Annotated in this window: 20 protein-coding genes; 9 read left to right on the top strand and 11 right to left on the bottom strand. The window is 57.9% G+C overall.

What is annotated here, in order from left to right; all coding sequences use genetic code 11:
• Positions 1-220: 220 nt before the first annotated feature.
• The 6 genes from fhuB to hrpB all read right to left on the bottom strand — a co-directional run bounded on the left by fhuB (position 221) and on the right by hrpB (position 11,666).
• A complete protein-coding gene (gene fhuB / locus H0S68_RS20560) occupies positions 221-2,209 on the bottom strand; it encodes a Fe(3+)-hydroxamate ABC transporter permease FhuB (RefSeq protein ID WP_410528995.1) in 1,989 nt (662 codons plus the stop codon).
• Entirely contained in the window at positions 2,206-3,114 is a 909-nt protein-coding gene (fhuD, locus tag H0S68_RS20565; protein WP_128865421.1) for a Fe(3+)-hydroxamate ABC transporter substrate-binding protein FhuD, read from the bottom strand. The genes fhuB and fhuD overlap by 4 nt, the downstream gene beginning before the upstream one ends.
• Positions 3,114-3,911 carry a Fe3+-hydroxamate ABC transporter ATP-binding protein FhuC gene (gene fhuC / locus H0S68_RS20570; RefSeq protein ID WP_046372664.1) on the bottom strand — a complete coding sequence of 266 codons (798 nt, stop codon included), beginning with the start codon at positions 3,909-3,911 and terminating at the stop codon, positions 3,114-3,116. The genes fhuD and fhuC overlap by 1 nt, the downstream gene beginning before the upstream one ends.
• Before the next feature lie 47 nt (positions 3,912-3,958).
• On the bottom strand, positions 3,959-6,157 hold the full coding sequence (fhuA, locus tag H0S68_RS20575; protein ID WP_116691766.1) for a ferrichrome porin FhuA: 2,199 nt from the start codon (positions 6,155-6,157) through the stop codon (positions 3,959-3,961).
• A 253-nt stretch (positions 6,158-6,410) separates the two neighbouring features.
• Positions 6,411-8,915, bottom strand: a complete 2,505-nt coding sequence (gene mrcB, locus H0S68_RS20580) for a bifunctional glycosyl transferase/transpeptidase (protein WP_217331562.1) — start codon at positions 8,913-8,915, stop codon at positions 6,411-6,413.
• Positions 8,916-9,203: 288 nt separating this feature from the next.
• Complete coding sequence (hrpB, locus tag H0S68_RS20585) at positions 9,204-11,666, bottom strand: ATP-dependent helicase HrpB (protein WP_242506320.1); 2,463 nt, start codon at positions 11,664-11,666, stop codon at positions 9,204-9,206.
• A gap of 56 nt (positions 11,667-11,722) precedes the next feature.
• Between hrpB and thpR the strand changes: the two genes are divergently transcribed.
• The 6 genes from thpR (at position 11,723) to folK (ending at position 16,695) form a co-directional block, all read left to right on the top strand.
• Positions 11,723-12,265 carry an RNA 2',3'-cyclic phosphodiesterase gene (thpR, locus tag H0S68_RS20590; protein ID WP_020828561.1) on the top strand — a complete coding sequence of 181 codons (543 nt, stop codon included), beginning with the start codon at positions 11,723-11,725 and terminating at the stop codon, positions 12,263-12,265.
• Positions 12,262-12,969 carry a DNA/RNA nuclease SfsA gene (sfsA, locus tag H0S68_RS20595; RefSeq protein ID WP_115058047.1) on the top strand — a complete coding sequence of 236 codons (708 nt, stop codon included), beginning with the start codon at positions 12,262-12,264 and terminating at the stop codon, positions 12,967-12,969. The genes thpR and sfsA overlap by 4 nt, the downstream gene beginning before the upstream one ends.
• Positions 12,970-13,152: 183 nt before the next feature.
• Entirely contained in the window at positions 13,153-13,608 is a 456-nt protein-coding gene (gene dksA, locus H0S68_RS20600; protein ID WP_020828563.1) for an RNA polymerase-binding protein DksA, read from the top strand.
• A gap of 72 nt (positions 13,609-13,680) precedes the next feature.
• Complete coding sequence (gluQRS, locus tag H0S68_RS20605; RefSeq protein WP_259218530.1) at positions 13,681-14,592, top strand: tRNA glutamyl-Q(34) synthetase GluQRS; 912 nt, start codon at positions 13,681-13,683, stop codon at positions 14,590-14,592.
• Positions 14,593-14,653: 61 nt separating this feature from the next.
• The gene (pcnB, locus tag H0S68_RS20610; RefSeq protein WP_071844533.1) at positions 14,654-16,204 is read left to right on the top strand and encodes a polynucleotide adenylyltransferase PcnB; all 1,551 of its coding nucleotides are present in this window, start codon (positions 14,654-14,656) and stop codon (positions 16,202-16,204) included.
• Positions 16,204-16,695 carry a 2-amino-4-hydroxy-6-hydroxymethyldihydropteridine diphosphokinase gene (folK, locus tag H0S68_RS20615; protein ID WP_020828566.1) on the top strand — a complete coding sequence of 164 codons (492 nt, stop codon included), beginning with the start codon at positions 16,204-16,206 and terminating at the stop codon, positions 16,693-16,695. The genes pcnB and folK overlap by 1 nt, the downstream gene beginning before the upstream one ends.
• A gap of 35 nt (positions 16,696-16,730) precedes the next feature.
• On the opposite strand, the gene qseC is transcribed toward folK, so the two are convergent.
• The gene (qseC, locus tag H0S68_RS20620) at positions 16,731-18,089 is read right to left on the bottom strand and encodes a quorum sensing histidine kinase QseC (RefSeq protein WP_128865423.1); all 1,359 of its coding nucleotides are present in this window, start codon (positions 18,087-18,089) and stop codon (positions 16,731-16,733) included.
• Positions 18,086-18,748: a quorum sensing response regulator transcription factor QseB gene (gene qseB, locus H0S68_RS20625; RefSeq protein ID WP_020828567.1), complete on the bottom strand. Its 663-nt coding sequence runs from the start codon at positions 18,746-18,748 to the stop codon at positions 18,086-18,088. Before qseB ends, qseC begins: the two co-directional genes overlap by 4 nt.
• Positions 18,749-18,917: 169 nt before the next feature.
• On the opposite strand from qseB, the gene panB reads away from it, so the two are divergent.
• The 3 genes from panB (at position 18,918) to panD (ending at position 21,230) form a co-directional block, all read left to right on the top strand.
• Entirely contained in the window at positions 18,918-19,712 is a 795-nt protein-coding gene (gene panB, locus H0S68_RS20630) for a 3-methyl-2-oxobutanoate hydroxymethyltransferase (protein ID WP_020828568.1), read from the top strand.
• A gap of 147 nt (positions 19,713-19,859) precedes the next feature.
• Positions 19,860-20,714 (top strand): pantoate--beta-alanine ligase, encoded by an 855-nt coding sequence (panC, locus tag H0S68_RS20635; RefSeq protein ID WP_048760036.1) that lies wholly within the window; start codon positions 19,860-19,862, stop codon positions 20,712-20,714.
• Positions 20,715-20,849: 135 nt separating this feature from the next.
• On the top strand, positions 20,850-21,230 hold the full coding sequence (panD, locus tag H0S68_RS20640; protein WP_037416822.1) for an aspartate 1-decarboxylase: 381 nt from the start codon (positions 20,850-20,852) through the stop codon (positions 21,228-21,230).
• Positions 21,231-21,433: 203 nt separating this feature from the next.
• Here the strand turns inward: panD and H0S68_RS20645 are convergent, their stop codons facing one another.
• From H0S68_RS20645 to H0S68_RS20655, 3 genes are all read right to left on the bottom strand, one after another.
• Positions 21,434-22,714, bottom strand: coding sequence for a polysaccharide deacetylase family protein (locus tag H0S68_RS20645; protein WP_046372656.1), 1,281 nt, complete (start codon positions 22,712-22,714; stop codon positions 21,434-21,436).
• 289 nt (positions 22,715-23,003) lie between these two features.
• On the bottom strand, positions 23,004-23,774 hold the full coding sequence (locus H0S68_RS20650) for an ABC transporter permease (protein ID WP_020828572.1): 771 nt from the start codon (positions 23,772-23,774) through the stop codon (positions 23,004-23,006).
• Positions 23,771-24,694: an ABC transporter ATP-binding protein gene (locus H0S68_RS20655; RefSeq protein ID WP_020828573.1), complete on the bottom strand. Its 924-nt coding sequence runs from the start codon at positions 24,692-24,694 to the stop codon at positions 23,771-23,773. Before H0S68_RS20655 ends, H0S68_RS20650 begins: the two co-directional genes overlap by 4 nt.
• Positions 24,695-24,804: the final 110 nt, after the last annotated feature.

A 24,804-nucleotide genomic window follows, 5' to 3' on the forward strand; every position in this document is an offset into this window, starting at 1 on the left:
ACTATGTACACCAAGTTAACGTGAGTATGGGCACTCGAGATAGGATCCTGAGCCCCGCACGCAGTATATGCATCGCCCCTCAGATCTCAGCCCTCTTTCCACACTGAATACCCGTACTGCGCAGCCGCACGCAAAGCTTTACAATGGTATGAAAAGACGAAAAAATAAAGGCCCAGCGATGCTGAGCCTTGGAGGATAGAAACGGCAGGAAGGACGTCGGTTACGAAGTTTGCTTACGCAGCAAATAAACGAAATACGGCGCCCCGATAAAGGTGGCCAACAGCCCGGCAGGGATCTGGTACGGGAACATCACCATGCGGCCACACCAGTCGGCAAACACCATCAGCAAGCCCCCCAACAGCGCAGCTATCACCATCTGCGGTAACGCACGGCGGAAGCCCAGCATACGTGCCATATGCGGCGCCATCAGGCCGATAAAGCTCAACGGCCCCACGGTCAACGTCGCCATCGCCGTCAGCGTAGCAGCCAGCAGCAGAATGACCACTCGCACCGGCGTCAGCGCAATCCCCACCGAACGGGCCGTGGCACTGCCCAAAGGCAGAATACTGAGCCAGCGGCGACACAATGGCGCCAACGCGATCAGCAGCGCAGCAATGGCCGCCGTACGTACCGCCTGTTCCGGCGTCACCGAGTAGGTGGAACCTGAAATCCAGGTCAGCAACCCGCCCATACGCGGATCGCCGCTTGCCAGCAGCAGGAAAATAGTGGTGGTAAAGGCCGTGCTGAGCGCAATACCGGCCAGCAGCATGCGTTCGGTGGAAAAACCACCGCGCCCGGCGGCGATCATAATCACCAATAGCGTCGCCGCTGCCCCCAGGCTGCCGGCCGGCAGCAGCCAGACAAAGGCATCCCCCGGCACGATAAACAGCATGACCACCACGCCAAAGGCCGCGCCGGAGCTGATACCCAGCACTTCCGGGCTGGCCATCGGGTTGCCGGTCAGCTTTTGGATCAAGGTCCCCGCCACCGCCAGCATCATGCCCGCAGCCAGCGCTGACAGCACGCGTGGCCAGCGCCACGGCATCAATGACTCCAGCTCTGCGCCCTGGCTCCAGTGCCAGCCTGTGGCGTTCTGACCAAACATCAATGCCACGACAATGCCGGCCAGCAACACCGTCGCTGCCAGTGCTGCCCACCCCCACAGATGACCGCGTTCGGCAGGTACCCTGTCACCCAGGTTCATTGGTGGCGGCGTAGCGGCACTGCGCAACCGCGGCAACAACCACAGCAACAGCGGAGCACCAAACAGCGCCGTTGCCGCCCCGGTCGGGATCTCACGCCAGACCTGCGTCAACCAGATCATCACCTGGTCGGTCAACCACAGCAGCAGCGCCCCCAGCAACGGCGCCAGCATCATGCGATGCGCCAGACGGCGCGCGCCCAGCATTTTTGCCATCAGCGGTGCAAACAGGCCAATAAAGCCAATGACGCCTACCGCATTCACCAACATCGCACTGAAAATTATCGCCACCGCCAGCGCGCAAAAACGCGCCATCGACAACCCTAAACCCAGATTGCGCGCAACGCCATCGTCCAGCCCCAGCAAGGTCAGCGGGCGCAACAGCAGCACAGCCAACACCCCGGCAATCAGCAGGCGCGGCAGGATAAACTGCGCGGTGCTCCAGTCCTGCTGGTTTAACGCACCGGTGCTCCACAGGAACAGACCCTGCAGTTGATCGTAGTTGAACAGTGCCAGCAGACTGTTGACCGCCCCGCAATACAGCCCCAGCACCAGCCCGGCCAGGATCAGCGTCACCGGGGACATACGTTTGCCCCAGGCCACGCCGAACACCAGCCCGCCGACCAGGATGGCGCCAGCCATTGCCGCCAGTTGCCGGGTCATCTCACCGCCCGGCAACATCCACAAAGTGGCAATAGTCAGCCCAAGCTGCGCCCCAGCTGACACGCCGAGCGTCGCCGGTTCCGCCAGCGGATTGCGCAGCACCTGCTGGAACAGTACGCCAACCAGCCCCAAGCCGGCACCGGCCAACAGAGACACCGACAGCCGTGGCAACAGGCTGTAGTGGAACAGCATTTGGCGCACATCGTCGATGTTCGGCGCGCTCAGCGCCTGTCCCCACAGTGCCCAGGGCAGCTGTTGCAGCAGATTGTAGATCGTCAGGCCGCCCGCCGCCGCCAACAGTAACAGCAGCAATGTCAGCGGTAATGCGCGAATGCGTGCGCTCATGAATAACTCTCCTGCACCTGCTCCAGCAGATGGCAAAAACGCATCGCTGACAGCGTCGCGCCGTAAAACCACACAGCCGGCACCTGACGCAATTGGTTCTGCCTGACAAACGGCAATGCCTGCCACAGTGGGGTAGAACTGACTTTTTCCATCATGGCCTGATTGCCGTGATCGAGATAAATCGCGCGCGCATTTTTTACCGCCGTCAGGCGCTCAATGCCCACTACCGCCGTACCCCAGAAATTGGTTTCCCCCTCCCAGGCATTTTGGATCCCAAGCTGGTCCATCACCTCCTGGAACAGGCTTTTCTGGCCAATGACCAGCGCATGGCGCGTGTCCAGCAGGGAAAACAGCAGCAGCGGCTGTCGGCTGTAAGACTGCAGCCGCTGACGCGCATCCTGGATAAATCGGTCGAACTGGATCAGGTGTTGCTCTGCCCGTGCCTCAAGGCCCAGCCGCTGCGCCAGTTGCACTAACGACTTCCGGCCCACCGTCAGCGGTTTGCCGCTGCCGTCATTGAAGCCGAAGCTCATGGTCGGGCCGATAGGGGCCAGCTTTTGCGGCGTCGGCCCGTATCCCTGCGACAGCAGCAACAGCGAGGGCCGCAGCTGCTGCAGCAATTCCAGATTCGGTTCGGTGCGTTGACCGACGTCGATCACCGACGCCGGCATTTTCGGCTCTTCTACCCACAGGTTGTAGTTGTGGATATCCGCGACGGCCAGCGGCGTGATCCCCAGCGCCAGCAGCAGCTCGACAGGCAACCACTCCAGCGCCACAATACGCGCAAGATCGGGTGGCGTTGCCGCCGCCTGGCTCGGCAAGGAAAACAGCAGGGGCGACAGCGCCATGGCCGTCAGCAGGCGACGGCGAACGGCATCATGATGAAAATCAGAAGAATCAGGCATCAGTAGACAAAACTCACCGGCGCGCCGCCGCTTGGATGCGGCAGCGTACCCATAGGAATACCGTAGATTTGCTCCAGCACGTCACCCTGCATCAACTCCAGCGGGGTGCCCTGGGCAATCATCTCGCCGCCGCGCAACGCCACCAGATGGTCGCAGTAGCGTGCGGCCATATTGATGTCATGCAGCACCGCAATCACCGTCAGGCCACGCTCATGGCTCAGACGTTGGATCAAAGCCAGTACCTCAACCTGATGGGCAATATCCAGCGCCGAAGTCGGCTCGTCCAGCAACAGGCAGCGGCTGTCTTGCGCCACCATCATCGCCAGCCAGGCGCGTTGACGCTCGCCGCCGGACAGGCTATCGACCAGGCGGTTGGCAAACGGCTTCAGCCCCACCAGCGCAATCGCCTCTTCCACCTGTTGGCGATCGTTAACGCCAAAGCGGCCCAAGGCGCCGTGCCAGGGGTAGCGGCCAATCGCCACCAGTTCGCGCACCGTCATCCCTTCCGCGGCGGGCAATTGTTGAGGGAGATAAGCGACCTGACGTGCGAAGGCCTTGCTGTCCCATTGGCTAAGCAACTGCTGGTTAAGCCGCGCCGTACCGGCGGTTGGATTTTGGTGGCGACCGAGAATTTTCAGCAAGGTCGATTTGCCGGAGCCGTTGTGGCCGATCAGCCCGCAGACTTTCCCCACGGGAAAGGTCAACGACAAGGGTTGTAGCAGCACGCGGCCGGGAACGGCAAAGCTGGCGCTGTCCAGGGTAAAGGTGGCGTCGTGATTGAGGTGTTTATCCTGCATAGGTCCTACTCTGTCCGGGGCGACATGGCGCCGCCCCGGTAATCCGATTAGAAGCGGAAGGTTGCGGTGGCGACCACCTGACGTTCAGCGCCCCAGTAGCAGCCATAGGTGGCAAAGCAGCTGGAGACGTATTCTTTATCAAACAGGTTGTTCACGTTGATGCCAATCGAGGAGCCTGGCAGATTGAAACGCGCCAAATCGTATTTTATCGCCGCATCTACAACCGTATAGTCCTTTACTTTAAAGGTGTTGGCTTCATCACCATAGCTGGAACCGACATAGCGAACGCCGGAGCCCAGGGTCAACCCGCTGAGTGCGGTTTCATGGAAGGTGTAATCCGCCCACACTGAAGCCATATGTTTTGGAATCGCCGCCGGGGTATTGCCCTGTAGCGTGGTGTCCTTGGTGTACTCGGCATCCGTGTAGGTATAAGACCCCAGCAGGTTGACGTTGGCCGTCAGTGCGGCTTTGCCTTCCAGCTCTACCCCGCGGGAGCGGATCTCCCCTCCTAGCACGCTAGCAAACGAGTGATCCGGATCGGGATCCGCCACCTTATTGTTGGTTTTGGTCAGCTGATAAATCGCAATGCTGGCAGTAATTGGGCGATCTTTAGGTGCAAACTTCACCCCGGCTTCATACTGCTTGCCTTTGGAAGCGGCGAAGGTATTGCCACTAAAGTCAGTCCCTGAAGTAGGTTCAAAGGATTCACTGTAGCTGACATAGGGCGCAATACCGTTTTCAAATACATAGTTCAAACCCGCGCGGCCGGTGAACTCGTTGTCCTTCTGTTTTGATACCAAATTCTGTTTCAGGCGGTTGGTGCTGTTGGTGTCACTCCAGTCATAACGCCCGCCCATGGTTAGTACCCAGTTGTTCCACTCGGCCTGATCCTGCACGTAAAGCCCGGTCTGCTCTTGGCGGTTAACCTGACTGGCGCCGCCGGTAATGGTATAGCTTTGATTGCCGTACTGCGGCGCCACCACATTAAGGCTAGAAGCACTGCCATACTGATAAACGACGTCGTTACGCATACGCATGTAGTCCACCCCCATCAGCAAGGTGTGATCAACCGCTGCCGTCGCAAACTTTGCCTGCGCCTGAGTGTCCACTGCAAAACTCGACAAATGCTCTTTCGAGTTCATCACCCCACGCGTCAACTCTGCAGGATTGGTCGCGCTGATGCCCTGGCCATAGATAGAACGGTAGTCCACGTCCATCTTGGAATAACGCAGGTTTTGACGCAGGGTCCACACATCATCAAAGCCATGCTCAAAGGCGTATCCCACCATCTGTTGCTTACGCGAGATGTTGTTATAACCTGGCTCACCGTCGTTGAAACTGGTTGGCAACTTGCCGTTAATCCCATTTTGTACCGTCCCCTCTTTCGGCAGCCAGCCATAGAAGCCCACGCTTGGGTCATCCTGGAAACTGCTGAGGAATGTCAGTGACGTACGATCATCCGGCCGCCAGCTGAAAGAAGGCGCAATCGCATAGCGTTTGCTCTTCTCACCGACCTGCTGCTGATCTTCATCTCGCGCCAGACCGGTCAAGCGATAGGAATAAATGCCGTCATCATCCAATGCCCCGCCAAAGTCGAAGCCGGTCTGGAACAGATTGTCGGTACCCATTTTAAACTGAACTTCACGCAGGGTTTCCGTGGTCGGCCGCTTACTGACCAAGGCGACAACCCCGCCCGGGTTGCTCTTGCCATAAAGCACCGACGAAGGACCGCGCAACACTTCCGCACGTTCCAGGAAGTAAGGGTCAATTTGGTAAATGGAATAGTTATCGTCCTGCAGCTTCAGCCCATCCAGGTACATGTTGGTACCTACCGAACTGAAACCACGAATATTTACGGCATCATAAGCGGTAGAGGCGCCGCGGTTGCCCACCATTACGCCCGGCGTATAAGCCAGTGCGCCTTTTACCGTATCCGGCTGGCGCATATCCATCTCTTCACGCGTCACGACGGAAACCGACTGCGGAGTCTTTTCAATCGGCGTGTCGGTTTTGGTACCGGTGGCACTGTGTTTGGCCGCGTAGGTCCCTACCGGTCCCCAGGCGTTTTCCTGCTGCGATTGGCTGCTGCCCACCACGGTAAGGGTCTCTTCCTTGGCGGCGGACTTGGTATCGGCGGAAAATGCCGGCATAGCCAGCGTGCCAAGGGCGGCAGCGATAGTCATCGCTAACCCACTGACGTGAGAACGGCTCTGCTTGGCCGCGGAAGGAAGACGCTTGGTCGACATAGGTGGTTTCTCTGATGAATTATTTGATAACGAATGTAAACGATAATAATTATTATAATCGCGGCATTTTATGCAGAAGCTAAATTAAACTGCAAGTCGAATTCAGCCGGTAAATTGGTGTGCGATTAACCGCTTAGCCACATCAAGCAGGTGGAAATAAACTGCGCAGAGAAATAAAAAAGCCCGCAACGGGAAGTTACGGGCTTAATAATAAAGAAAAACTTTTCACCTGAGCGGTGACATGCAAGGTCGCTTACTTGCCGAACATGTCCTTGATCCAGCCGGCAACGCCGTCAGCATCTTTTTGTTCGCCCGCTGGCTGTTGCTGCTGCTCTTGTTGCTGCTGCTGAGCGGCCTGAGTCGCCTGGCACAACCCTTGCGGATTATCGGTCCATACCGGAATGGTACGCCCACCGCCGCCACAGACGAAGTTACCGCTGCCGTCGATAGTCATCTGGTTGATACCTTCCGGCGGTTGCAGCATCAGCGGCAGCGGCGTCTGGTTTTCCAGATAGCGGCGATACAGCGTCAGCGCACCGTTGGCACCGGTCAGCTTGGCTGGGCCGTTGTTATCGCGTCCTACCCAGGCGATAGCCACTTCTTTACCGTCGATACCGGCAAACCAGCTGTCGCGCAGGTCGTTGGTGGTACCGGTTTTCGCCGCCAGATTGTAGTTGGGGAATTTCACCGACAATGAGCGGGAAGTCCCGCGCGCTACGCCCTGCTGCATCGCATACAGCGTCAGGTAAGCCGCCTGTGCCGGTACCACGCGTTCCGCCTGCGGGAAGCTCTGGTACAGCACTGAGCCGTCTTCAGCAATCACCGAACGCACCGCTGACAGCGGAGCACGGTTACCGCCACCGGCAATGGTCTGGTATTCCTGCGCCACTTCCATCGGCGTCAGGCCAATCGCGCCGAGCAGCATCGAAGGCACCGGATTGATTTCAGCTTTCGGAATGCCCAAACGCTGCAGCGTTGCGCTGACCTGATCCAGGCCAACCGACATACCCAGGTTTACCGTCGGTACGTTGAGTGAAAAGGCAAGGCCATCCACCAGCATCACCTGCCCGCGGAACTTGCGGTCATAGTTGTTTGGCTGCCAGACGGTGCCGTTCGACAATTTCAGCGTCAGCGGCTGATCCGCCAGCCAGGTGTTCAGACGATATTTGTCCGGCTCAGACAGCGCAGTCAGATACGTCGGCGGCTTGGCCAGTGAACCGACCAGGCGACGCGCCTGCATGGCACGGTTAAACCCGGCAAACTGCGGGTTGGCACCGCCGACCATGGCGCGAACTTCGCCGCTGAAACGATCGACAATCACCATCGCCGCTTCCAGATCCTGAACATGACGAGCCGCCTTCAGGGCCGGCACGCCGTCTTCAACCGCTTTTTCCGCCGCATCTTGCGACACCGGATCCAGCGTGGTGAAGATTTTCACCCCGGACAAGTCGTTAACCTTGTCGCCCAGCTTGGCTTGCAGCTCCTGACGCACCATCTGCATAAACGCCGGCTGCGGTGTGATCACCCCACCTTTCGGCTGCACGCCCAGTGGACGAGCGCTGAGCATGTCGTACAGTTCAGCATCAATAACGCCCTGGTTCTGCAGCAGTTTGAGCACCAGGTTACGACGTTCCAGCGCCAGCTTCGGGTTACGCCAAGGGTTATACAGTGACGCGCCCTTGACCATGCCCACCAGCAGCGCCTGCTGATCCAGGCTCAGTTCGTCCACCGGGCGGCCGAAGTAATACAGGCTGGCCAACGGGAAACCGCGAATTTGATCGTTGCCGCTCTGGCCGAGATAAACCTCGTTCAGATACAGCTCAAGGATGCGATCCTTGCTGTAACGGTAATCCACCAACAACGCCATGTAGGCTTCATTGGCCTTACGCCACAGCGAACGCTCGTTGGTCAGGAACAGGTTTTTTACCAACTGCTGCGTCAGGGTACTGCCGCCCTGCACCGCACGTCCGGCGGTCAGGTTAGCCAGCACCGCACGACCGATGGAGTAAGGACTGATGCCGTCATGCTCATAGAAGTGACGGTCTTCGGTGGCAATCAGCGTATCCACCAGCAGGTCAGGGAAACCGGCGCGCGGCACGAACAGCCGCTGTTCGCCGTTCGGCGACTGCAACATGGTGATCAGACGCGGATCGAGACGGAAGAAGCCGAAGCTGCGCTGGTTTTCCATGTTCTCGATATTCGCAAGACGGTTGTTCTGGAAATTCAGACGCGCGTGGATCTGCCCTTCTTTGCCGTCCGGGAAATCAAACGGACGACGCAGCAACTCAATGCTGTTGGCCTGCACGGTAAACTCACCCGGGCGCGTCATGCGGCTTACCTGGCGGTATTGCATGCCCTCGAGTAAATTGACCATTTCCTTTTTGCTGTACGGCATGCCCGGTTCCAGGTTGACCATGCGGCCATAAACCGCCGCCGGCAACTGCCAGACCTTGCCGTCAATGCGGCTGCGGATCTGCGAATCCAGGTACACGCCATAGATCGCCAACAGCACGGCAACCACCAGAATCAGTTTGATCAGCAGGCCGAGCCAACGGCGTTTTTTACGCGGCGGAGTCGCTTTTACCTTACGCGGCATGCGTTCTTCCTCGTCTTCATAATCATCATCGTCATCCTGGTACTCATCTTCCTCGTAATCATCGTAATCGTCATCTCGACGACGGCGCGGCGGCTTGCGCGACGCGGTGCGTGTTGGTTGTTTCCCTTTGCGCCCGATGGGCTCGCGGTCATCCCCAGCCATTGCTGTTGTTCTCCAGACTTGGCGGCACTGCCGGCCATTATGAGTCGCTTAATCTGTCGCGGCGCCAGACCGCTGAACAGAAGAAACATCTGAATTCTTCTTCTAAATAATTGGCGTTGCATCACAACAAAACCAACGGTTTTGTTGAACAGCGCTTGCGCTGGCCCCAACGGGGCGAGGCTCTGCCGAGTAACGCGATGAGAGAGCTTATCCCGATGAGCTTACTCTAGTAAGTGATTCGGGTAAGTGAACACAGCCAACACAGATGCGGCGTCAAATATGACGAGGCTACTGATATTTTTTCGTGCGCCGCGTCGGGGCGGTATTCGCCGGATCGTCCGGCCACACGTGTTTCGGGTAGCGCCCTTTCATCTCTTTTTGCACTTCCCGGTAAGCCCCCTGCCAGAACGCCGCCAGATCGCCGGTAATTTGCAACGGCCGGTGCGCCGGTGAGAGTAACTCAAGCACCACCGGGATGCGACCTTCGGCCAACATCGGGCTGCGCTGTTCACCGAACACTTCCTGTAAACGCACCGCCAGCGCCGGAGGTTTTCCGGCATCATAACGGATGGGCAAGCGGCTGCCGGTCGGCACAGTGTAATGAGTGGGTAGCGCATTATCCAGCCGCTGTTTTTGCTGCCAGTTAAGCAACCGCGCCAAAGCCTCGGCGATATTCACCTGTTTTAATCCGCGCATGTCCCGCACGCCACCGAGCGACGGCAATAACCACTGCTCCAGCGAGGCCAACAGCGACTCATCGTCGACCGGCGGCCAGGCGGCCTCCGGCAACCAGTTTTGCGCACACTGCAAGCGCAGCCGCAGCTGTTCGGCGGCGGTATCCCAGTTGAGTACCGCTATGCCCTGAGCGCGAACCCAGTTAATCAATGCCTGCTGCAGCTCTTCGTCCGCCGGCTTGGCCAACGGTTGAGCACGCAGCGTCAGACGACCAATTTGCTGGCGTTTCCAGGCACGTAAAGTGCCCTTTTCTTCATCCCATTCCACCGCCGTTTGCTGGGAAACCATCGCCGGCAACTGCGCCGCCAGTGCATCAATTTCCACCGGCAACGCGAGCAGGATACGCGCATCGGGGCTGTTGTGCCCCTGTAGCAGGCTTGGCACGATAAGCCAGGGGGCACGTGACAATGCTTCATCCTGATTCATCGCCGCGCCCATGCCATTGGCCAGCAGATAGCGGCCATCCTGCCCCCGTCGTTGGGCAATGCGATCGGTAAACGCCAATGCCAGCAGCCGCGGTGCCAGTTCGACATCGATCCGCCCCGCTTTCACCTGCAGACGGCGAGCTAGCTGTGTGGCGCGGCGCTGCCAATTTGGCTGCGGACGACTCAGCCAGTAGCCGATATCCATTTGCCCACCGCGCGGGGGTTCCTCCAGCAACGCAGCCAAAGCAGCGGCCGTCGCCAACCCATCCGCCCCCAGTTCTGCGCCGTGGGTCAGCATCGCCGCCAAACGCGGCTCACAGCCCAGAACAGCCATTTGTCGGCCCCGCGCCGTGAGCTTATCGGCGTCATCGGTGGCGCCAAGCTGCTGCAATAGCCTTTTTGCGGCGGTCAGCGCCGTTTCCGGCGGACGGTCGAGCCAGGTCAGTTGCCCGACGTCATGGCAACCCCATTGCAGCAGTTCCAGCCAAAAACCGGCGAGATCGCTTTGCAGGATTTCCGGCTCGGCGTGCTCTGCCGCCCGTTCAGCCTGCTCTTTGGCAAACAGATGCCAGCAGATGCCCGGTTCCAGACGCCCGGCGCGGCCTGCGCGCTGGATCATCGACGCCTGGCTGATACGTTGAGTCACCAGCCGCGTCAGACCATTGCGCACGTCATAACGCGCAACGCGTTCCAAGCCACTGTCCACCACCAACCGAATACCTTCGATGGTCAGACTGGTTTCGGCAATATTGGTCGCCAGCACCACTTTACGGCGACCGGTCGGCGCCGGTTGAATCGCCTTCTGCTGCTGCGCCAGCGGTAAAGCGCCGTACAGTGGGCACAGCTCGGTATCGGCCGCCACTTCACCGTTCAACCGCTCCAGCACCCGGTTGATTTCTGCCACGCCGGGCAGGAACAGCAGCAGCGATCCCGTTTGCTCAGACAGCAGGCGCTTCACCGCCGCCGCCACGCCGTCCTCCAGCCGTTGGTGGCTGGCCAGGGGCTGATACTGGCGCTCTACCGGGAAGCTGCGCCCGGCAGATACCACCGCCGGTGCCTGTGGCAACAGCTGCGCCAAACGGGCATTATCCAGCGTCGCCGACATGATCAGCAGTTTCAGATCGTCGCGCAGCCCTTGTTGGACGTCCAGCAATAGCGCCAACGCCAAATCGGCCTGCAGGCTGCGCTCGTGGAATTCGTCGAGGATCACCAGTGAAACGCCCTGCAGCTCGGCATCCTGCTGCAGCATGCGGGTGAGAATGCCTTCGGTCACCACCAGCAGCTTGGTCTCCGGCCCGCTTTTGCTTTCGGCGCGCATGCGGTAGCCCGCGGTCTGACCGGGTTCTTCCCCTAACTGCTGCGCCAACCGGTACGCCACGTTCTTCGCCGCCAACCGCCGGGGTTCGAGCATGATAATGCGGCCAGGCAATCCGGCTTTAGCCAGGATCTGCAATGGCAGCCAGGTCGATTTACCGGCGCCGGTCGGCGCATGCAGCAGAACCTGCGGAGCGGATTGCAGCGCAGTAAGCAATTCATCAAGAACCGCGCTGACGGGCAGTGAAGACACAGAACTCTCCGTAGTGGTTAACATTAGACGGCGCACATTGTAGCATTAGACTCTGCGTTTCATTTACTTGCCGGGTATCTATGTCCAGTTCGCGCCGCCTGTTTTTCGCCCTGACCTTGCCTGATGCGCTGCAGCAGCAGGTGATCCGCTGGCGTGCCGATGCCTTTACGCCGGAAGCCGGTCGGCCGGTCGCGGCCGCCAATTTGCACCTGACGCTGGCCTTTCTCGGCGACGTCACGGCGCAGAAAGAAACGGCGTTGAAAAAACTGGCCGGTCGCATCAGTCAGCCCGGTTTCAGCATGGTGCTCGATGATCTCGGTCACTGGCCGCGTCCCGGCGTCGTTTGGCTTGGCACCCGGCGCGCACCACGTGGGCTGTTGCAACTGGCGGAATTGCTGCGCTCGCAGGCGGCGCGCAGCGGCTGCTACCAAAGCCCAATGCCGTTTCATCCGCATATCACCCTGCTGCGCTCCGCGACCCAGCCGGTCGCCATACCGCCCGCAACGCCGGGCTGGCACTTCAGCGCCAACGAATTCGCCTTATACCAGTCAGTTTTTGAAAACGGCCGCACGCGTTATCAGATGCTTGAACAATGGCCCTTAGCCCCTCAGGACACCCCATGATTTTTACGCCCCCCCTGCGCCATGCCACGCTGATTAAACGTTACAAACGCTTTCTGGCGGACGTCGTCACGCCAGAAGGGGAAACCTTCACGCTGCACTGCGCCAATACCGGGGCCATGACCGGCTGTGCGACTCCCGGCGACACCGTTTGGTACTCCACCTCGGATAATGCCAAACGCAAATACGCCCACAGCTGGGAACTGACGCATACCCAACAGGGGGATTGGATCTGCGTAAATACCCTGCGTGCCAATGGGCTGGTACGCGAGGCAATCGAACAGAATCTAATCAATGAATTATCCGGTTACAGTAAAATCAGCAGCGAAGTAAAATATGGCAGTGAAAATAGCCGTATCGATTTGTTATTACAGGCAGAAAATCGAGCCAACTGCTATATTGAAGTTAAGTCAGTCACATTACTGCAACAACAACGTGGTTACTTTCCTGATGCGGTAACGCTCAGAGGACAGAAACACTTGCGTGAGTTGCAAAGCGTGGTTGAAAACGGGCAACGGGCGGTATTGTTCTTTGCTGTGTTACATAGCGGTATTGAGCAGGTCGCACCGGCACATCATATAGATGAGCGTTATGCGGCACTGTTGGCACAGGTTCAGCAGTTGGGCGTAGAAGTGGTTTGTTATGGGGCTAAATTATCACCTGACGGTATATCTCTCTGCGATAAGTTACCGTTTTTTATCGATTAGCGCTGACCGGGTACAAATAATCCGACTACCGGTTATCGCATCGCCAAATACGCCTTCCTTCACACCATTGTCAAGCAGGCGACAGGAATAATTGCCAACCTACTCCCCATCTGGTATTTATAGCGGCCTGTTTTTCCCCCGCATTGGGGATTCGATAGTGCGTGTGTATGTAGGAGAAGCAACATGCAAGAAGGGCAAACCCGTAAAACCTCGTCCTTGAGCATTCTCGCCATCGCTGGGGTGGAGCCGTACCAAGAGAAGCCGGGCGAAGAGTACATGAACGACGCCCAGTTGTCGCATTTCAAGCGCATTCTTGAAGCATGGCGCAACCAGCTCAGGGATGAAGTGGACCGTACTGTATCGCATATGCAGGATGAGGCAGCAAACTTCCCTGACCCGGCCGACCGTGCCACTCAGGAAGAAGAATTCAGCCTTGAACTGCGTAACCGCGATCGCGAACGCAAACTGATCAAAAAGATCGAGAAAACGCTGCGAAAAGTAGAAGACGAAGATTTCGGCTACTGCGAATCCTGCGGCGTGGAGATTGGCATTCGTCGCCTCGAAGCGCGTCCGACTGCCGATTTGTGCATCGACTGCAAGACTCTGGCCGAAATCCGCGAAAAGCAGATGGCCGGCTAATACAGTTGTTATCGCTGCGGCGTGCGCGTCAGTGTGCGCCGCACAGAGAAAAGGGAAAGTTTCCCCTCTGATATGCAAGAAAGACATTATGTGGGGCGCTTTGCCCCATCGCCTTCCGGGGATCTGCATTTTGGTTCGCTGATTGCCGCTCTGGGAAGCTACCTCCAGGCTCGTGCCCAACACGGGCAATGGCTGGTTCGCATTGAAGATATCGATCCCCCGCGCGAAGTCGCCGGTGCGGCCGATCGTATCTTATCCGCTCTGGAACACTATGGTCTCCACTGGGACGGCCAGGTCATCTATCAATCCCAACGTCACGAAGCTTACCGCGCCACTCTGGAACACCTGCATCAGCAGGGACTGAGCTATTTCTGCAACTGCACCCGCAGTCGTATCCAGCAGATTGGCGGTCTTTATGATGGTCATTGCCGTGCTTTGAATCTCGGCCCGCAGGGCGCCGCCATCCGTTTGCGCCAATCCAGCCCGGTTTATGCCTTTCACGATCGCCTGCAGGGTGAATTGCAGGCCGATCCGGCGTTGGCGCGGGAAGACTTTATTATCCGTCGACGCGATGGGCTGTTCGCTTATAACCTGGCGGTGGTGGTTGATGACCATTTTCAGGGCGTGACCGAAATCGTGCGCGGCGCCGATCTGATCGAACCTACCGTGCGTCAGATTGCGTTGTACCGTCAGTTACAGGCGCCGGTGCCCGCCTATGTTCATCTGCCGTTGGCGCTGGGTGCCAACGGCATCAAATTGTCGAAGCAAAACCATGCGCCCGCGCTGCCCACAGGCGATCCGCGCCCGGTGCTGGTTGCCGCACTGAAGTTTCTGCGCCAACCGGTGCCGGAAAGCTGGCAAGATCTTGACCTGCCGTTATTATTGAGCTGGGCGATCGCACACTGGAAGCTGGATGATGTGCCGCGTCAGGAGGCTATTCCCCTGGACGAAAACACATCAGCATTCTCAAAAGAGCCATGGTGAGCTATGATTAGCCGCTATTTTTTGTTAGCGCCATTTTTTTCAGACACTATCGAGGTGTACCATTTTTACCCGAGTAGCCAATTTCTGCCGTAAGGTGCTAACCCGCGATGACAAGCTGCCGCGTGACGATGCGCCGGTCAGCGATACAAACGTAGTCCGCGAAGAAAGCGCGGTGGCTGCGAAGCCGTCTGCGCCGCAGCAACGTTCCGCCGATCGCGGCAGAGATACTCCTGCCCGCCGGCAGGCACCGCGTAAACGCCCACCTTTTCCTGCCGCAGAGGGAACCGGCCCAATGACCGTTATCCCCCGCGATCAGCACTCCATCTCACGTAAAGACATCAGTGAGAACGCGCTGAAGGTGCTGTACCGCCTGAATAAATCCGGCTTCGAAGCTTATCTGGTCGGCGGCGGTGTACGTGACCTGCTGCTGGGCAAAAAACCGAAAGATTTCGACATCACCACCAACGCCACGCCGGAGCAAGTGCGCAAGCTGTTCCGTAACTGCCGCCTGGTGGGCCGCCGTTTCCGCCTGGCGCACGTGATGTTCGGGCCGGAAATCATCGAGGTTGCCACCTTCCGTGGCCACCACGAACAGCAAACGCCGGATTCTGACAAGAACTCTTCCCAGCAGGCCCAAAACGGCATGCTGCTGCGCGACAACATCTTCGGTTCGATCGAAGAAGATGCTCAGCGTCGCGACTTCACCATCAACAGCCTGTATTACGGCGTGGCGGACTTCACCCTGCGTGATTACGTCGACGGCCTGCGCGACCTGAAGCAGGGCGTGATTCGTCTGATCGGCGATCCGGAAACCCGCTACCGCGAAGACCCGGTACGCATGCTGCGTGCAGTGCGCTTTGCCGCCAAGCTGGACATGACCATCAGTGACGAAACCGCCGAGCCGATCCCGCGTCTGGCCTCGCTGCTGCATGAGATCCCACCGGCACGCCTGTTTGAAGAGTCGCTGAAACTGCTGCAGGCAGGCTACGGTTACCCAACCTATCTGAAGCTGTGTGAATACCAGCTGTTCCAGCCGTTGTTCCCGCAGATCGCACGTCACTTCACCCCGACCCATGACACGCCAATGGAGCGTATTCTGGTTCAGGTGCTGAAGAACACCGACTACCGTCTGCAAAACGACATGCGCGTCAATCCGGCATTCCTGTTTGCTGCTATGCTTTGGTATCCGCTGCTGGAACATGCGCAGAAACTGGCGCAGGAAAGCGGTCTGGCGTACTACGACGCCTTCGCACTGGCGATGAATGACGTGCTGGACGAGCAATGCCGTTCATTGGCGATCCCGAAACGCATTACCACGCTGGTTCGCGATATCTGGCAGTTGCAGCTCCGTCTGTCTCGCCGCCAGGGCAAGCGCGCGCACAAGCTGATGGAACACCCGAAATTCCGCGCCGCTTACGATCTGCTGGCGCTGCGTGCCGAAGTGGAAGAAAACCAGGAGATGTTGCGTCTGACCGAATGGTGGGGCGAGTTCCAGGAAGCCACCCCGGCGCGCCAAAAGAACATGTTGAGTACCTTGGGTGACGATCCGGCGCCGCGTCGCACGCGTCAACGCCGCCCTCGCCGTCGGACGCCGCGTAAAGAAGGGGAATAATGATCCGCGTTTATATCGCGCTGGGCAGTAACCTGGCGCACCCGTTGCAACAGGTCAAGGCCGCACTGGAAGCGCTGGAGCATCTCCCGCGCACCCGGTTGATCCTTTGTTCTTCGTTTTACCGTACCAAGCCGCTGGGGCCGCAAAACCAGCCGGACTTTCTCAATGCGGTGGTGGCGCTGGATACCTTGCTGCCCGCGGAACAGCTGCTGGATCATACCCAGGCGATAGAACGCAATCAGGGCCGCGTGCGCAAAGATGAGCGCTGGGGCCCACGCTCCCTCGATTTAGACATCATGCTGTACGGCGATCAGGTTATTCATACCGATCGCCTGACGGTGCCGCATTACGGCCTGAAAGAACGCGAGTTCATGCTCTACCCGCTGGCGGAAATCGCCCCTGACCTGATTTTCCCGGACGGCGAGTCGCTGACCAGTTGCCTGAAGCGCGTGCCGGAAAACGGCATGGAACTGTGGCATAAACCCAAGTAAACGCCAGCGTCGTGCGCAGTTCATATACGGCGCCCTCACAGCACCACCTGCGCGACAAATCCCCCTTCCGGCCGATTGGCAAAGCTGACGCGCAGACCATGCAAACTGGCGATACGCTGCACTATGGATAATCCCAGCCCGCTGCCGGTTTGTTCCTGTCCTGGTGGGCGATAAAAACGTTCCCCCAGCCTTGTCAGGTGTTCCTCCGTCACGCCCGGACCATCGTCTTCGACCCTCAGCATCCGCTCTGTAAGCTTCACCGTAACGGTGCCGCCTGCCGGTGTGTAACGCACTGCGTTATCCACCAGATTGCGCACCAGCAGCGACAGCAGCAGCGCTTGCCCCTGTAACGGCGGTGGTGTGCCCTGCTGTTCATAGCGCAGCGTGACACCTGCGGCATGGGCATGACGATCCTGTTCGGCCAGGGTCATCGGCACCAGTTGCCCCCAGTCGACCGCTTCCAGTTCGGCCAGATCAGACAGGGAATCCAGCCGCGAAAGCGTCAGCAGCTGATCCACCAGCCGGGTCGCGCGATCGATACTCACCGTCAGGTTTTCCAGCGCATGCTCGCGCATCTGTTCATCATCACCCGCCAGTTGCACCACTTCCGTCTGCACCCGCAGCGCCGCCAGCGGGCTGCGCAGCTCATGGGCCGCATCGGAGGTAAAGCGCCGCTCACGCACCAATAGCGCATTAATGCGGGCAAACAGCGCGTTAAGCGCATCCACCAGTGGGCGCACTTCGGTAGGTACCTGGCGCGCGTCCAGCGGTGTGGCGTCATCCGGAGCGCGCTTGCGCAGTCCAGCGGCGACCGTGCGCAATGGCTTCAGTTCTCGCCCGACCATCAAGGCAATCAGCAGCATCAGGATCGGCAGCGTCACCAGCCAGGGCACCAGTTGCCCGGTCACCATGCCCAACGCCATATCGCGTCGATAGTCCCACTCCTGCCCCACGACGATGCGATAACGCCCGTCCGGGCTGGTCAGCCACAGCAGCCGCCAACTATCGTCATCGCCTTTGCGTTCACCATCGGTAAAGCCTTCTCGCTCGCCATCAAACAGGAAATCCGCCCCGTTCTCGCCATCATTGAGCAACATCTTGCCGTTACGGTCGAAAATGGCGAACGCCAGCGCATCGTCGTCCTGCTCGCCGCGTTTACCGTGATGCACCAGCTTCTTGGTTTTCGGCAGGCTGCGTGCATTTTCGTCGGCCAAAAGATCCCCCAGATTGGCGGTCGCCAGGCGTTTGGCGAACAACATCTGTTGGGTATCGAACACTTCGTTGATGTTGTTGCGCGTCATCATCCACGCCACCAAACTGGCGGAGCACCAGGTCAATAATGCCAGCAGGCTGAAGATCAGGATCAGCCGCAACCGCAGACTAAGATGTTTCACGGCACATCCCCCAGGGTATAACCCACGCCGTGAATGGTGCGGATAAAACTATTGCCCAACTTGCGTCGCAGGTGGTGAATATGCACTTCTACCGCGTTGCTGCTGACCTCGTCGTCCCAGTTGTACAATTTTTCCTGGATCAGCGGCCGCGCCAGCACCCGCCCCTTGTTGTGCAAAAACAGTTCCAGCACCGCCAGCTCGCGCGGTGTCAGCGTGACCGGTTCACCGTTACAGCTCACGCTGCGGGTGGCGGCGTCAAATACCACATTGCCATGCACCAGCTGCGGCATCAGTTGGCCGTGGCGACGACGGATCAACGCCTGCAGGCGAGCCGCAACTTCCGCCAGGGCAAAAGGCTTGCACAGGTAATCGTCAGCGCCGCTCTGCAGGCCGCTGACCCGCTGCTCCAACGCATCACGCGCGGTGAGGATCAGCACCGGCACGTCGTGGCCAGCCTGCCGCCACTGTCGCAGCAGATCCAAACCGTCGAGACCCGGCAGACTGAGATCGAGAATAACCGCGTCGTAAGGCGCGCTTTCCAGCGCGTTTTTCCCCACCAGACCATCGGTAAACCAGTCCAGATTAAAGCCAAGTTTGGTCAAGCCGGCCTTGATGCCGTCGCCAATTAACTTGTCATCTTCTATCAGCAAAATTCGCATGTGCGTCCTTTTTTAGCCATTGCCGCCCATTACACCACAAGGTTCTTAAGAAGCTCTTAAGCATGATGATCTGCGCTACCCACCCCGTTAGGGTTACAGTAGAATGACAGCACTTTTTTGCAGCCAGGGCCCTGTGCATACCGCTCGGCCCTATTCAGGAGACGTAGTGATGAAACCCACCACCGTGACCCATTTGCGCCAGTGGAAGCAGGAACAACGCAAGTTTGCTTCCCTCACCGCCTACGATGCCAGCTTTGCCAAACTGTTTGAAGAGCAAGGCGTTAAAGTGTTGCTGGTAGGCGACTCGCTGGGGATGACGCTGCAGGGCCACGACTCCACGCTGCCGGTCACCGTCGCCGACGTTGCCTATCATACTCGCGCCGTCCGCCGCGGCGCCCCAGCCTGTCTGTTGCTGGCCGATATGCCTTTTATGAGTTACGCCACGCCGCAATCGGCCTGTGCCAATGCCGCCGAGCTGATGCAGGCCGGCGCTAACATGGTGAAGCTGGAAGGCGGCAGCTGGCTGTGCGAAACGGTGAAAATGCTGACCGAACGTGCCGTGCCGGTGTGCGGCCACCTTGGCCTGACACCGCAATCCGTTAACGTGTTTGGCGGCTACAAAGTGCAGGGCCGTGATGAGCTTGCCGCCAAGCAACTGCTGGAAGATGCCAAAAATCTGGAGCTGGCCGGCATGCAGCTACTGGTGCTGGAATGCGTGCCAACCGAATTGGCGCGTAAGATCACCGAAGAACTGACCATTCCGGTGATTGGCATCGGTGCCGGCAATGCCACCGATGGCCAAATCCTGGTGATGCACGACGCGTTCGGCATCACCGGCGGCCACACGCCTAAATTCGCTAAAAACTTCCTGGCGCAAAGCGGCGATATCCGCTCGGCGGTGCAACACTATATTCAGGACGTGGAGCAAGGAATTTACCCCGCTGAAGAGCACTCATTTAATTAACGGCATGGTTTAAATAGGCGTGATTGGCGCCGCCTGGTTGAGTGCGGCCAGCGCGCAGTTCCCGGAGCGTACACCTAGTACGTGAGGAGAACGAGCACTGCCCAATCGCAATCAGGCAAGCAAAATAGCCTATCAAGGAGTTATGGAATGGTAATTATCGAAACCCTGCCTCTGTTGCGTCAGCAGATCCGCCGCTGGCGTCAAGAGGGTAAACGCATCGCGCTGGTGCCGACCATGGGCAACCTGCACGAAGGCCATATGACGCTGGTCGATGAAGCACGTGCACGTGCCGATGTCGTGGTGGTCAGTATTTTTGTCAACCCGATGCAGTTCGAACGCCCTGACGATTTGGCGCGCTACCCGCGCACCCTGCAAGAGGACAGCGAGAAGCTGACCCGTCGCGGCGTAGAATTGGTGTTCGCACCCGCGCCGGCCGATATCTACCCTCAGGGGCTGGAGCAACAAACCTATGTCGACGTACCTGGCCTGTCCTCCATATTGGAAGGGGCCAGCCGTCCGGGCCACTTCCGCGGCGTCGCGACCATTGTCAGCAAGCTGTTCAACCTGGTGCAGCCGGACCTGGCCTGTTTTGGCGAGAAGGATTATCAGCAACTGGCGTTGATCCGCAAAATGGTGGCGGACATGGGTTACGACATCGACATCGTCGGCGTGCCTACCGTACGCGCTAAGGATGGCCTGGCGCTCAGTTCACGCAACGGCTACCTGACCGCCGAAGAGCGTAAAATCGCCCCTCAACTCAGCAAGATCATGAATGCGCTGGCAGAACAGCTCAGCAACGGCGAACGCCATGTCGACGAGTTGCTGGAACACACCGCCGCTCAGTTGCGCAGCGCTGGTTTCACACCGGACGAACTGTTTATCCGTGACGCCGACAGCCTGCAACCGCTGGGCGTGGAAAGCCAACGGGCAGTGGTGCTGATGGCCGCCTGGCTCGGCAAGGCGCGCTTGATTGACAACCAGCAGGTTGATCTGACGCTGTAAGCTACTTTTTGTGCAGTCGTCACTGTTACAGCCCCTCTGAAAGTAGACATGGAGGGACTTATCGGTGACGATAAACGCCGGATGGATGTTCAACCTCAATCGCCTGTGAAGGCGGATACTCAGTTAGGTAAAGTTATGATACGTACTATGCTGCAAGGCAAGCTGCATCGGGTGAAAGTGACTCAGGCCGACTTGCACTATGAAGGCTCCTGCGCCATCGATCAGGACTTCCTGGAGGCCGCAGGCATTCTGGAATATGAAGCTATCGATATTTATAACGTTGATAACGGTCAGCGTTTCTCAACCTATGCCATCGCCGCCGAACGCGGCTCGCGCATTATTTCGGTCAACGGGGCGGCAGCGCGTTGCGCCTGCGTCGGCGACAAGCTGATCATCTGTTCTTACGTGCAGATGAGCGATGCCGATGCCCGTCAACACCATCCGAAAGTGGCCTACTTCGAAGGCGACAATAACCTGCAGCGCAAGGCGAAAGCCGTGCCGGTTCAGGTCGCCTAAAAGTCACAACGGGCGCCGTCGACGCCCGTTGTGACTGCTGACAAACCTATAATGTTTGGCGGCAGGCGCTAACAGTTTTGATAATAAATCAGGAAAATCAATTTATTGATTTTCGGCTGATACCACAAAGGGGGAAAAACCACGCTTTTATCCCCCTTTGTCAATAATCTGAACGGGCGCCGTCGGCGCCCGTTTCTTCCTGATTACTGCACCACCAGCGTTCCCGGCTTGTTGGCGATTCTGTCCGCCATGGTCTGAATCGAGTCGGTACGCAGAATGTACAACCGCTTCAGCGTATAGGGGTTATCTCCCGGCTTCACTTTGCCCTGCACCGTGGTCACCGCCATATGGAAACCGGCATCCTTCGCCGCCTGTATCGCCCGTTGGTTATAGCCGCCAAACGGGTATGACACATACAGCACATGCGGATTAAACTGCGACAGCGCGCGGCGCGAGTGCTCAAAATCGAATTCTATGTTGTGCAGCGAACGGCTCAGCAGGATCGGTTGACGATTGCCGTCGGTGCGATGCAGGAAATGCGTATGCGACTGCACGTCGAACACGTCCTGGATCTGCTTCAGTTCGGAAATGCTCATAAACTGCAGCGAATCAGGATTCCACTTTTGCGGGTGGCGCTTGATGCGTGAAGATATAATAAACGCCGTGGCGCGGAAGCCGTAATTCTTCAATACCGGGTAAGCGTAACGGTAGACCGATTTCAGCCCGTCATCGAACGTCAGCACCACGGCCTTGCCGGGCAGGTTGATCTGGTTGTTCAGATAGGCTTCCAACTGATACAGGGAAATCGTGTCGTAGCCCGCCTGCTTCAGGTAGGTCATCTGATTGCTGAACGCCACGTCGGAAGTGGTGGTCGAGGTATGGCGGAAACGCTTGTTCTCTTCGTTTTTCAGCAGGTGATGGTAGGTCAGCACCGGAATACCAGTGTCGATCTCGCAGTCCAGCTCACTGACATAACCCAAACGATCGCCAATGTTGATCTCATACCAGGTATTGTTGAGCCGATCCTTCAGCTTGCCGATAATCGGGTAGCGCAGATTCTCTTCCAGCACGCCAAACACATCACTGGTGTTATCCGCATCGGTATAGACGTTGATCGCCTTTTGAGTGATCAGGTTCTGGTTGGTCAGCGGCTTATTCAGTTCGCCAAGATCGTCCTTCACCTTGCGCGATTTTTTAAGATCGCGCACATCGTCTTTATCGATAAACCCGGTGCCGTGACCGAATTTGAACTCGTAATACTCCGCATCCGCCGGGAACACCTGAATCAGTTGCCCCTGCTTCACTTCGCCGACCGGAATAACGTGTTCGCCAATCAGCGAATAAACCTCGCTGTCGCGCTGCGCTTCCATATATTCGGATTTAACGGCGCTGTCTTCCGACAACAAACTTGCCAGGCCGGCCGGGGAAGCAAACGACAACAGGATGCCGAGTACTCCAGCCGCTATCTTGTGTGTAGACCGCATGGTTATATTCTACTTACGAGTACGTAATACCCGTCGTATTTCAGACTGCAGCGTTGTTACCTGCACTCGATCATCTCATGATTTACCTGAGGATGAGTGAGCTGGCCGCCTGGCTGCAACTTGAAATTCATAGGGTATATAACAAAATGGAGAAAATGTGGAGCGTCAGCATAGCACGATTTGAACAGCGGGGAGAAAGGGGTTATTCGAGCAATTTTATTGATTTACGGGATGCTTGCCGCAGATTGATAAACGCGTCCCCGTACGTCTGCCCGGGGACGCCATACTATCAGGTGCGCAAACCGCGGCCGCGCTCGATCAGGAACCAGACCAGCAGATAGAACACCGCGATAAACGCCACCAGCACTGCCATGGTGAACGCCAACGGTACATCGCTGATACCCAGGAAACCGTAGCGGAAACCGCTGATCATATAGACGATCGGGTTCAGCTTGGACACCGCCTGCCAGAACGGCGGCAGCAGCGTCAGCGAGTAGAATACCCCGCCCAGGTAGGTCAACGGCGTCAGCACGAAGGTCGGGATCAGGCTGATATCGTCAAAGGTGGTGGCAAACACCGCGTTAATCAGGCCCGCCAACGAGAACAAGATCGCCGTCAGTAGCAGCGTGACCACAATCACCCACCAGGCATGCACCTGCAGCGGCACAAAGAACAGCGAGATCACGGTCACCAACACGCCGACGCAGATACCCCGCGCCACGCCGCCGCCGACGTAACCGGCAATCACCACGTGCGTCGGCACAGGAGCCACCAGCAGTTCTTCGATATTGCGCTGGAATTTGGCGCTGAAGAACGACGAGGCCACGTTGGCGTACGAGTTGGTGATCACCGCCATCATAATCAGGCCGGGAACGATAAACTGCATGTAATCGAAACCGTGCATTTCGCCGATACGTGAACCAATCAGGTTGCCGAAGATGATGAAATACAGCGTCATGGTGATCACCGGCGGCACCAGGGTCTGGATCCAGATACGGGCAAATCGGTTGATCTCTTTAGCCCAAATGCTCTGCAAAGCCACCCAATACAAACGCGTCATGCTTTTTCTCCATTACCGTTAACCAGGGTGACAAACAGCTCTTCCAGCCGGTTGGCCTTGTTACGCATGCTCAGGACCTGGACGCCCTGTGCGCTGAGCTGGGTAAACAGGCCGTTCAGGCCCTGCTCACGCATCACTTCCACCTCCAGCGTCGAGGTGTCTGTCAGGCGATGACGGTAGCCGTCCAGCTTCGGCAGCGGGCTTTTCGCCGCCAGATCGAGGATAAAGGTTTCGGACTTCAGCTTGGCCAGCAGGCCTTTCATCGAGGTGTTCTCTACCAGATCACCGTTCTGGATAATGCCGATATTGCGGCACAGCATTTCTGCTTCTTCCAGATAGTGAGTGGTGAGAATAATGGTGGTGCCCTGGGCGTTAAGCTCTTTCAGGAAGCCCCACATCGAGCGACGCAGCTCGATATCCACCCCGGCAGTCGGTTCATCGAGGATCAGCAGTTTTGGCTGATGCATCAAGGCCCGGGCGATCATCAAGCGGCGCTTCATGCCGCCGGACAACATGCGAGCGCGTTCTTCGCGCTTGCCCCACAAATCCAGCTGAGTCAGGTATTTTTCCGCACGAGCCAAGGCTTCGCGGCGGGTCACGCCATAGTAGCCCGCCTGATTGACCACAATCTGCATCACGGTTTCGAACGGGTTAAAGTTGAACTCCTGCGGTACCAGCCCGAGCTGACGCTTGGCGTTAACGATGTCTTTGTCGATGTCGTAGCCGAACACCCGTACGCTGCCGGAGGTTTTGTTAACCAACGAACTGATGATGCCGATGGTCGTGGATTTTCCGGCGCCGTTCGGCCCCAGCAGGGCATAGAAATCCCCCGCTTCGACATTGAGATCGATCCCGCGCAACGCCTTGACGCCACCGGCGTAAGTCTTGGTTAACTGCGCTAATTCCAGTGCATAATTCATAAGTTAAAAAGTACCTTGTGACGATGAGTATGCTGCTGCGTTTTTGTAATGAAGATGATCTTATCATCAGCAGCGTTTTCACTGAGGCAAATCCGTGCGGTATATTCAGG

The organism is Serratia sp. AXJ-M (assembly GCF_046531865.1).
Classification (GTDB): domain Bacteria; phylum Pseudomonadota; class Gammaproteobacteria; order Enterobacterales; family Enterobacteriaceae; genus Serratia; species Serratia liquefaciens.

Bases quoted from the DNA above. Each gene is read 5' to 3' on its own strand.
- fhuB (WP_410528995.1), bottom strand. From the start codon at position 2,209: ATGAGCGCACGCATTCGCGCATTACCGCTGACATTGCTGCTGTTACTG.
- fhuD (WP_128865421.1), bottom strand. From the start codon at position 3,114: ATGCCTGATTCTTCTGATTTTCATCATGATGCCGTTCGCCGTCGCCTG.
- fhuC (WP_046372664.1), bottom strand. From the start codon at position 3,911: ATGCAGGATAAACACCTCAATCACGACGCCACCTTTACCCTGGACAGC.
- fhuA (WP_116691766.1), bottom strand. From the start codon at position 6,157: ATGTCGACCAAGCGTCTTCCTTCCGCGGCCAAGCAGAGCCGTTCTCAC.
- mrcB (WP_217331562.1), bottom strand. From the start codon at position 8,915: ATGGCTGGGGATGACCGCGAGCCCATCGGGCGCAAAGGGAAACAACCA.
- hrpB (WP_242506320.1), bottom strand. From the start codon at position 11,666: ATGTTAACCACTACGGAGAGTTCTGTGTCTTCACTGCCCGTCAGCGCG.
- thpR (WP_020828561.1), top strand. From the start codon at position 11,723: ATGTCCAGTTCGCGCCGCCTGTTTTTCGCCCTGACCTTGCCTGATGCG.
- sfsA (WP_115058047.1), top strand. From the start codon at position 12,262: ATGATTTTTACGCCCCCCCTGCGCCATGCCACGCTGATTAAACGTTAC.
- dksA (WP_020828563.1), top strand. From the start codon at position 13,153: ATGCAAGAAGGGCAAACCCGTAAAACCTCGTCCTTGAGCATTCTCGCC.
- gluQRS (WP_259218530.1), top strand. From the start codon at position 13,681: ATGCAAGAAAGACATTATGTGGGGCGCTTTGCCCCATCGCCTTCCGGG.
- folK (WP_020828566.1), top strand. From the start codon at position 16,204: ATGATCCGCGTTTATATCGCGCTGGGCAGTAACCTGGCGCACCCGTTG.
- qseB (WP_020828567.1), bottom strand. From the start codon at position 18,748: ATGCGAATTTTGCTGATAGAAGATGACAAGTTAATTGGCGACGGCATC.
- panB (WP_020828568.1), top strand. From the start codon at position 18,918: ATGAAACCCACCACCGTGACCCATTTGCGCCAGTGGAAGCAGGAACAA.
- panC (WP_048760036.1), top strand. From the start codon at position 19,860: ATGGTAATTATCGAAACCCTGCCTCTGTTGCGTCAGCAGATCCGCCGC.
- panD (WP_037416822.1), top strand. From the start codon at position 20,850: ATGATACGTACTATGCTGCAAGGCAAGCTGCATCGGGTGAAAGTGACT.
- H0S68_RS20645 (WP_046372656.1), bottom strand. From the start codon at position 22,714: ATGCGGTCTACACACAAGATAGCGGCTGGAGTACTCGGCATCCTGTTG.
- H0S68_RS20650 (WP_020828572.1), bottom strand. From the start codon at position 23,774: ATGACGCGTTTGTATTGGGTGGCTTTGCAGAGCATTTGGGCTAAAGAG.
- H0S68_RS20655 (WP_020828573.1), bottom strand. From the start codon at position 24,694: ATGAATTATGCACTGGAATTAGCGCAGTTAACCAAGACTTACGCCGGT.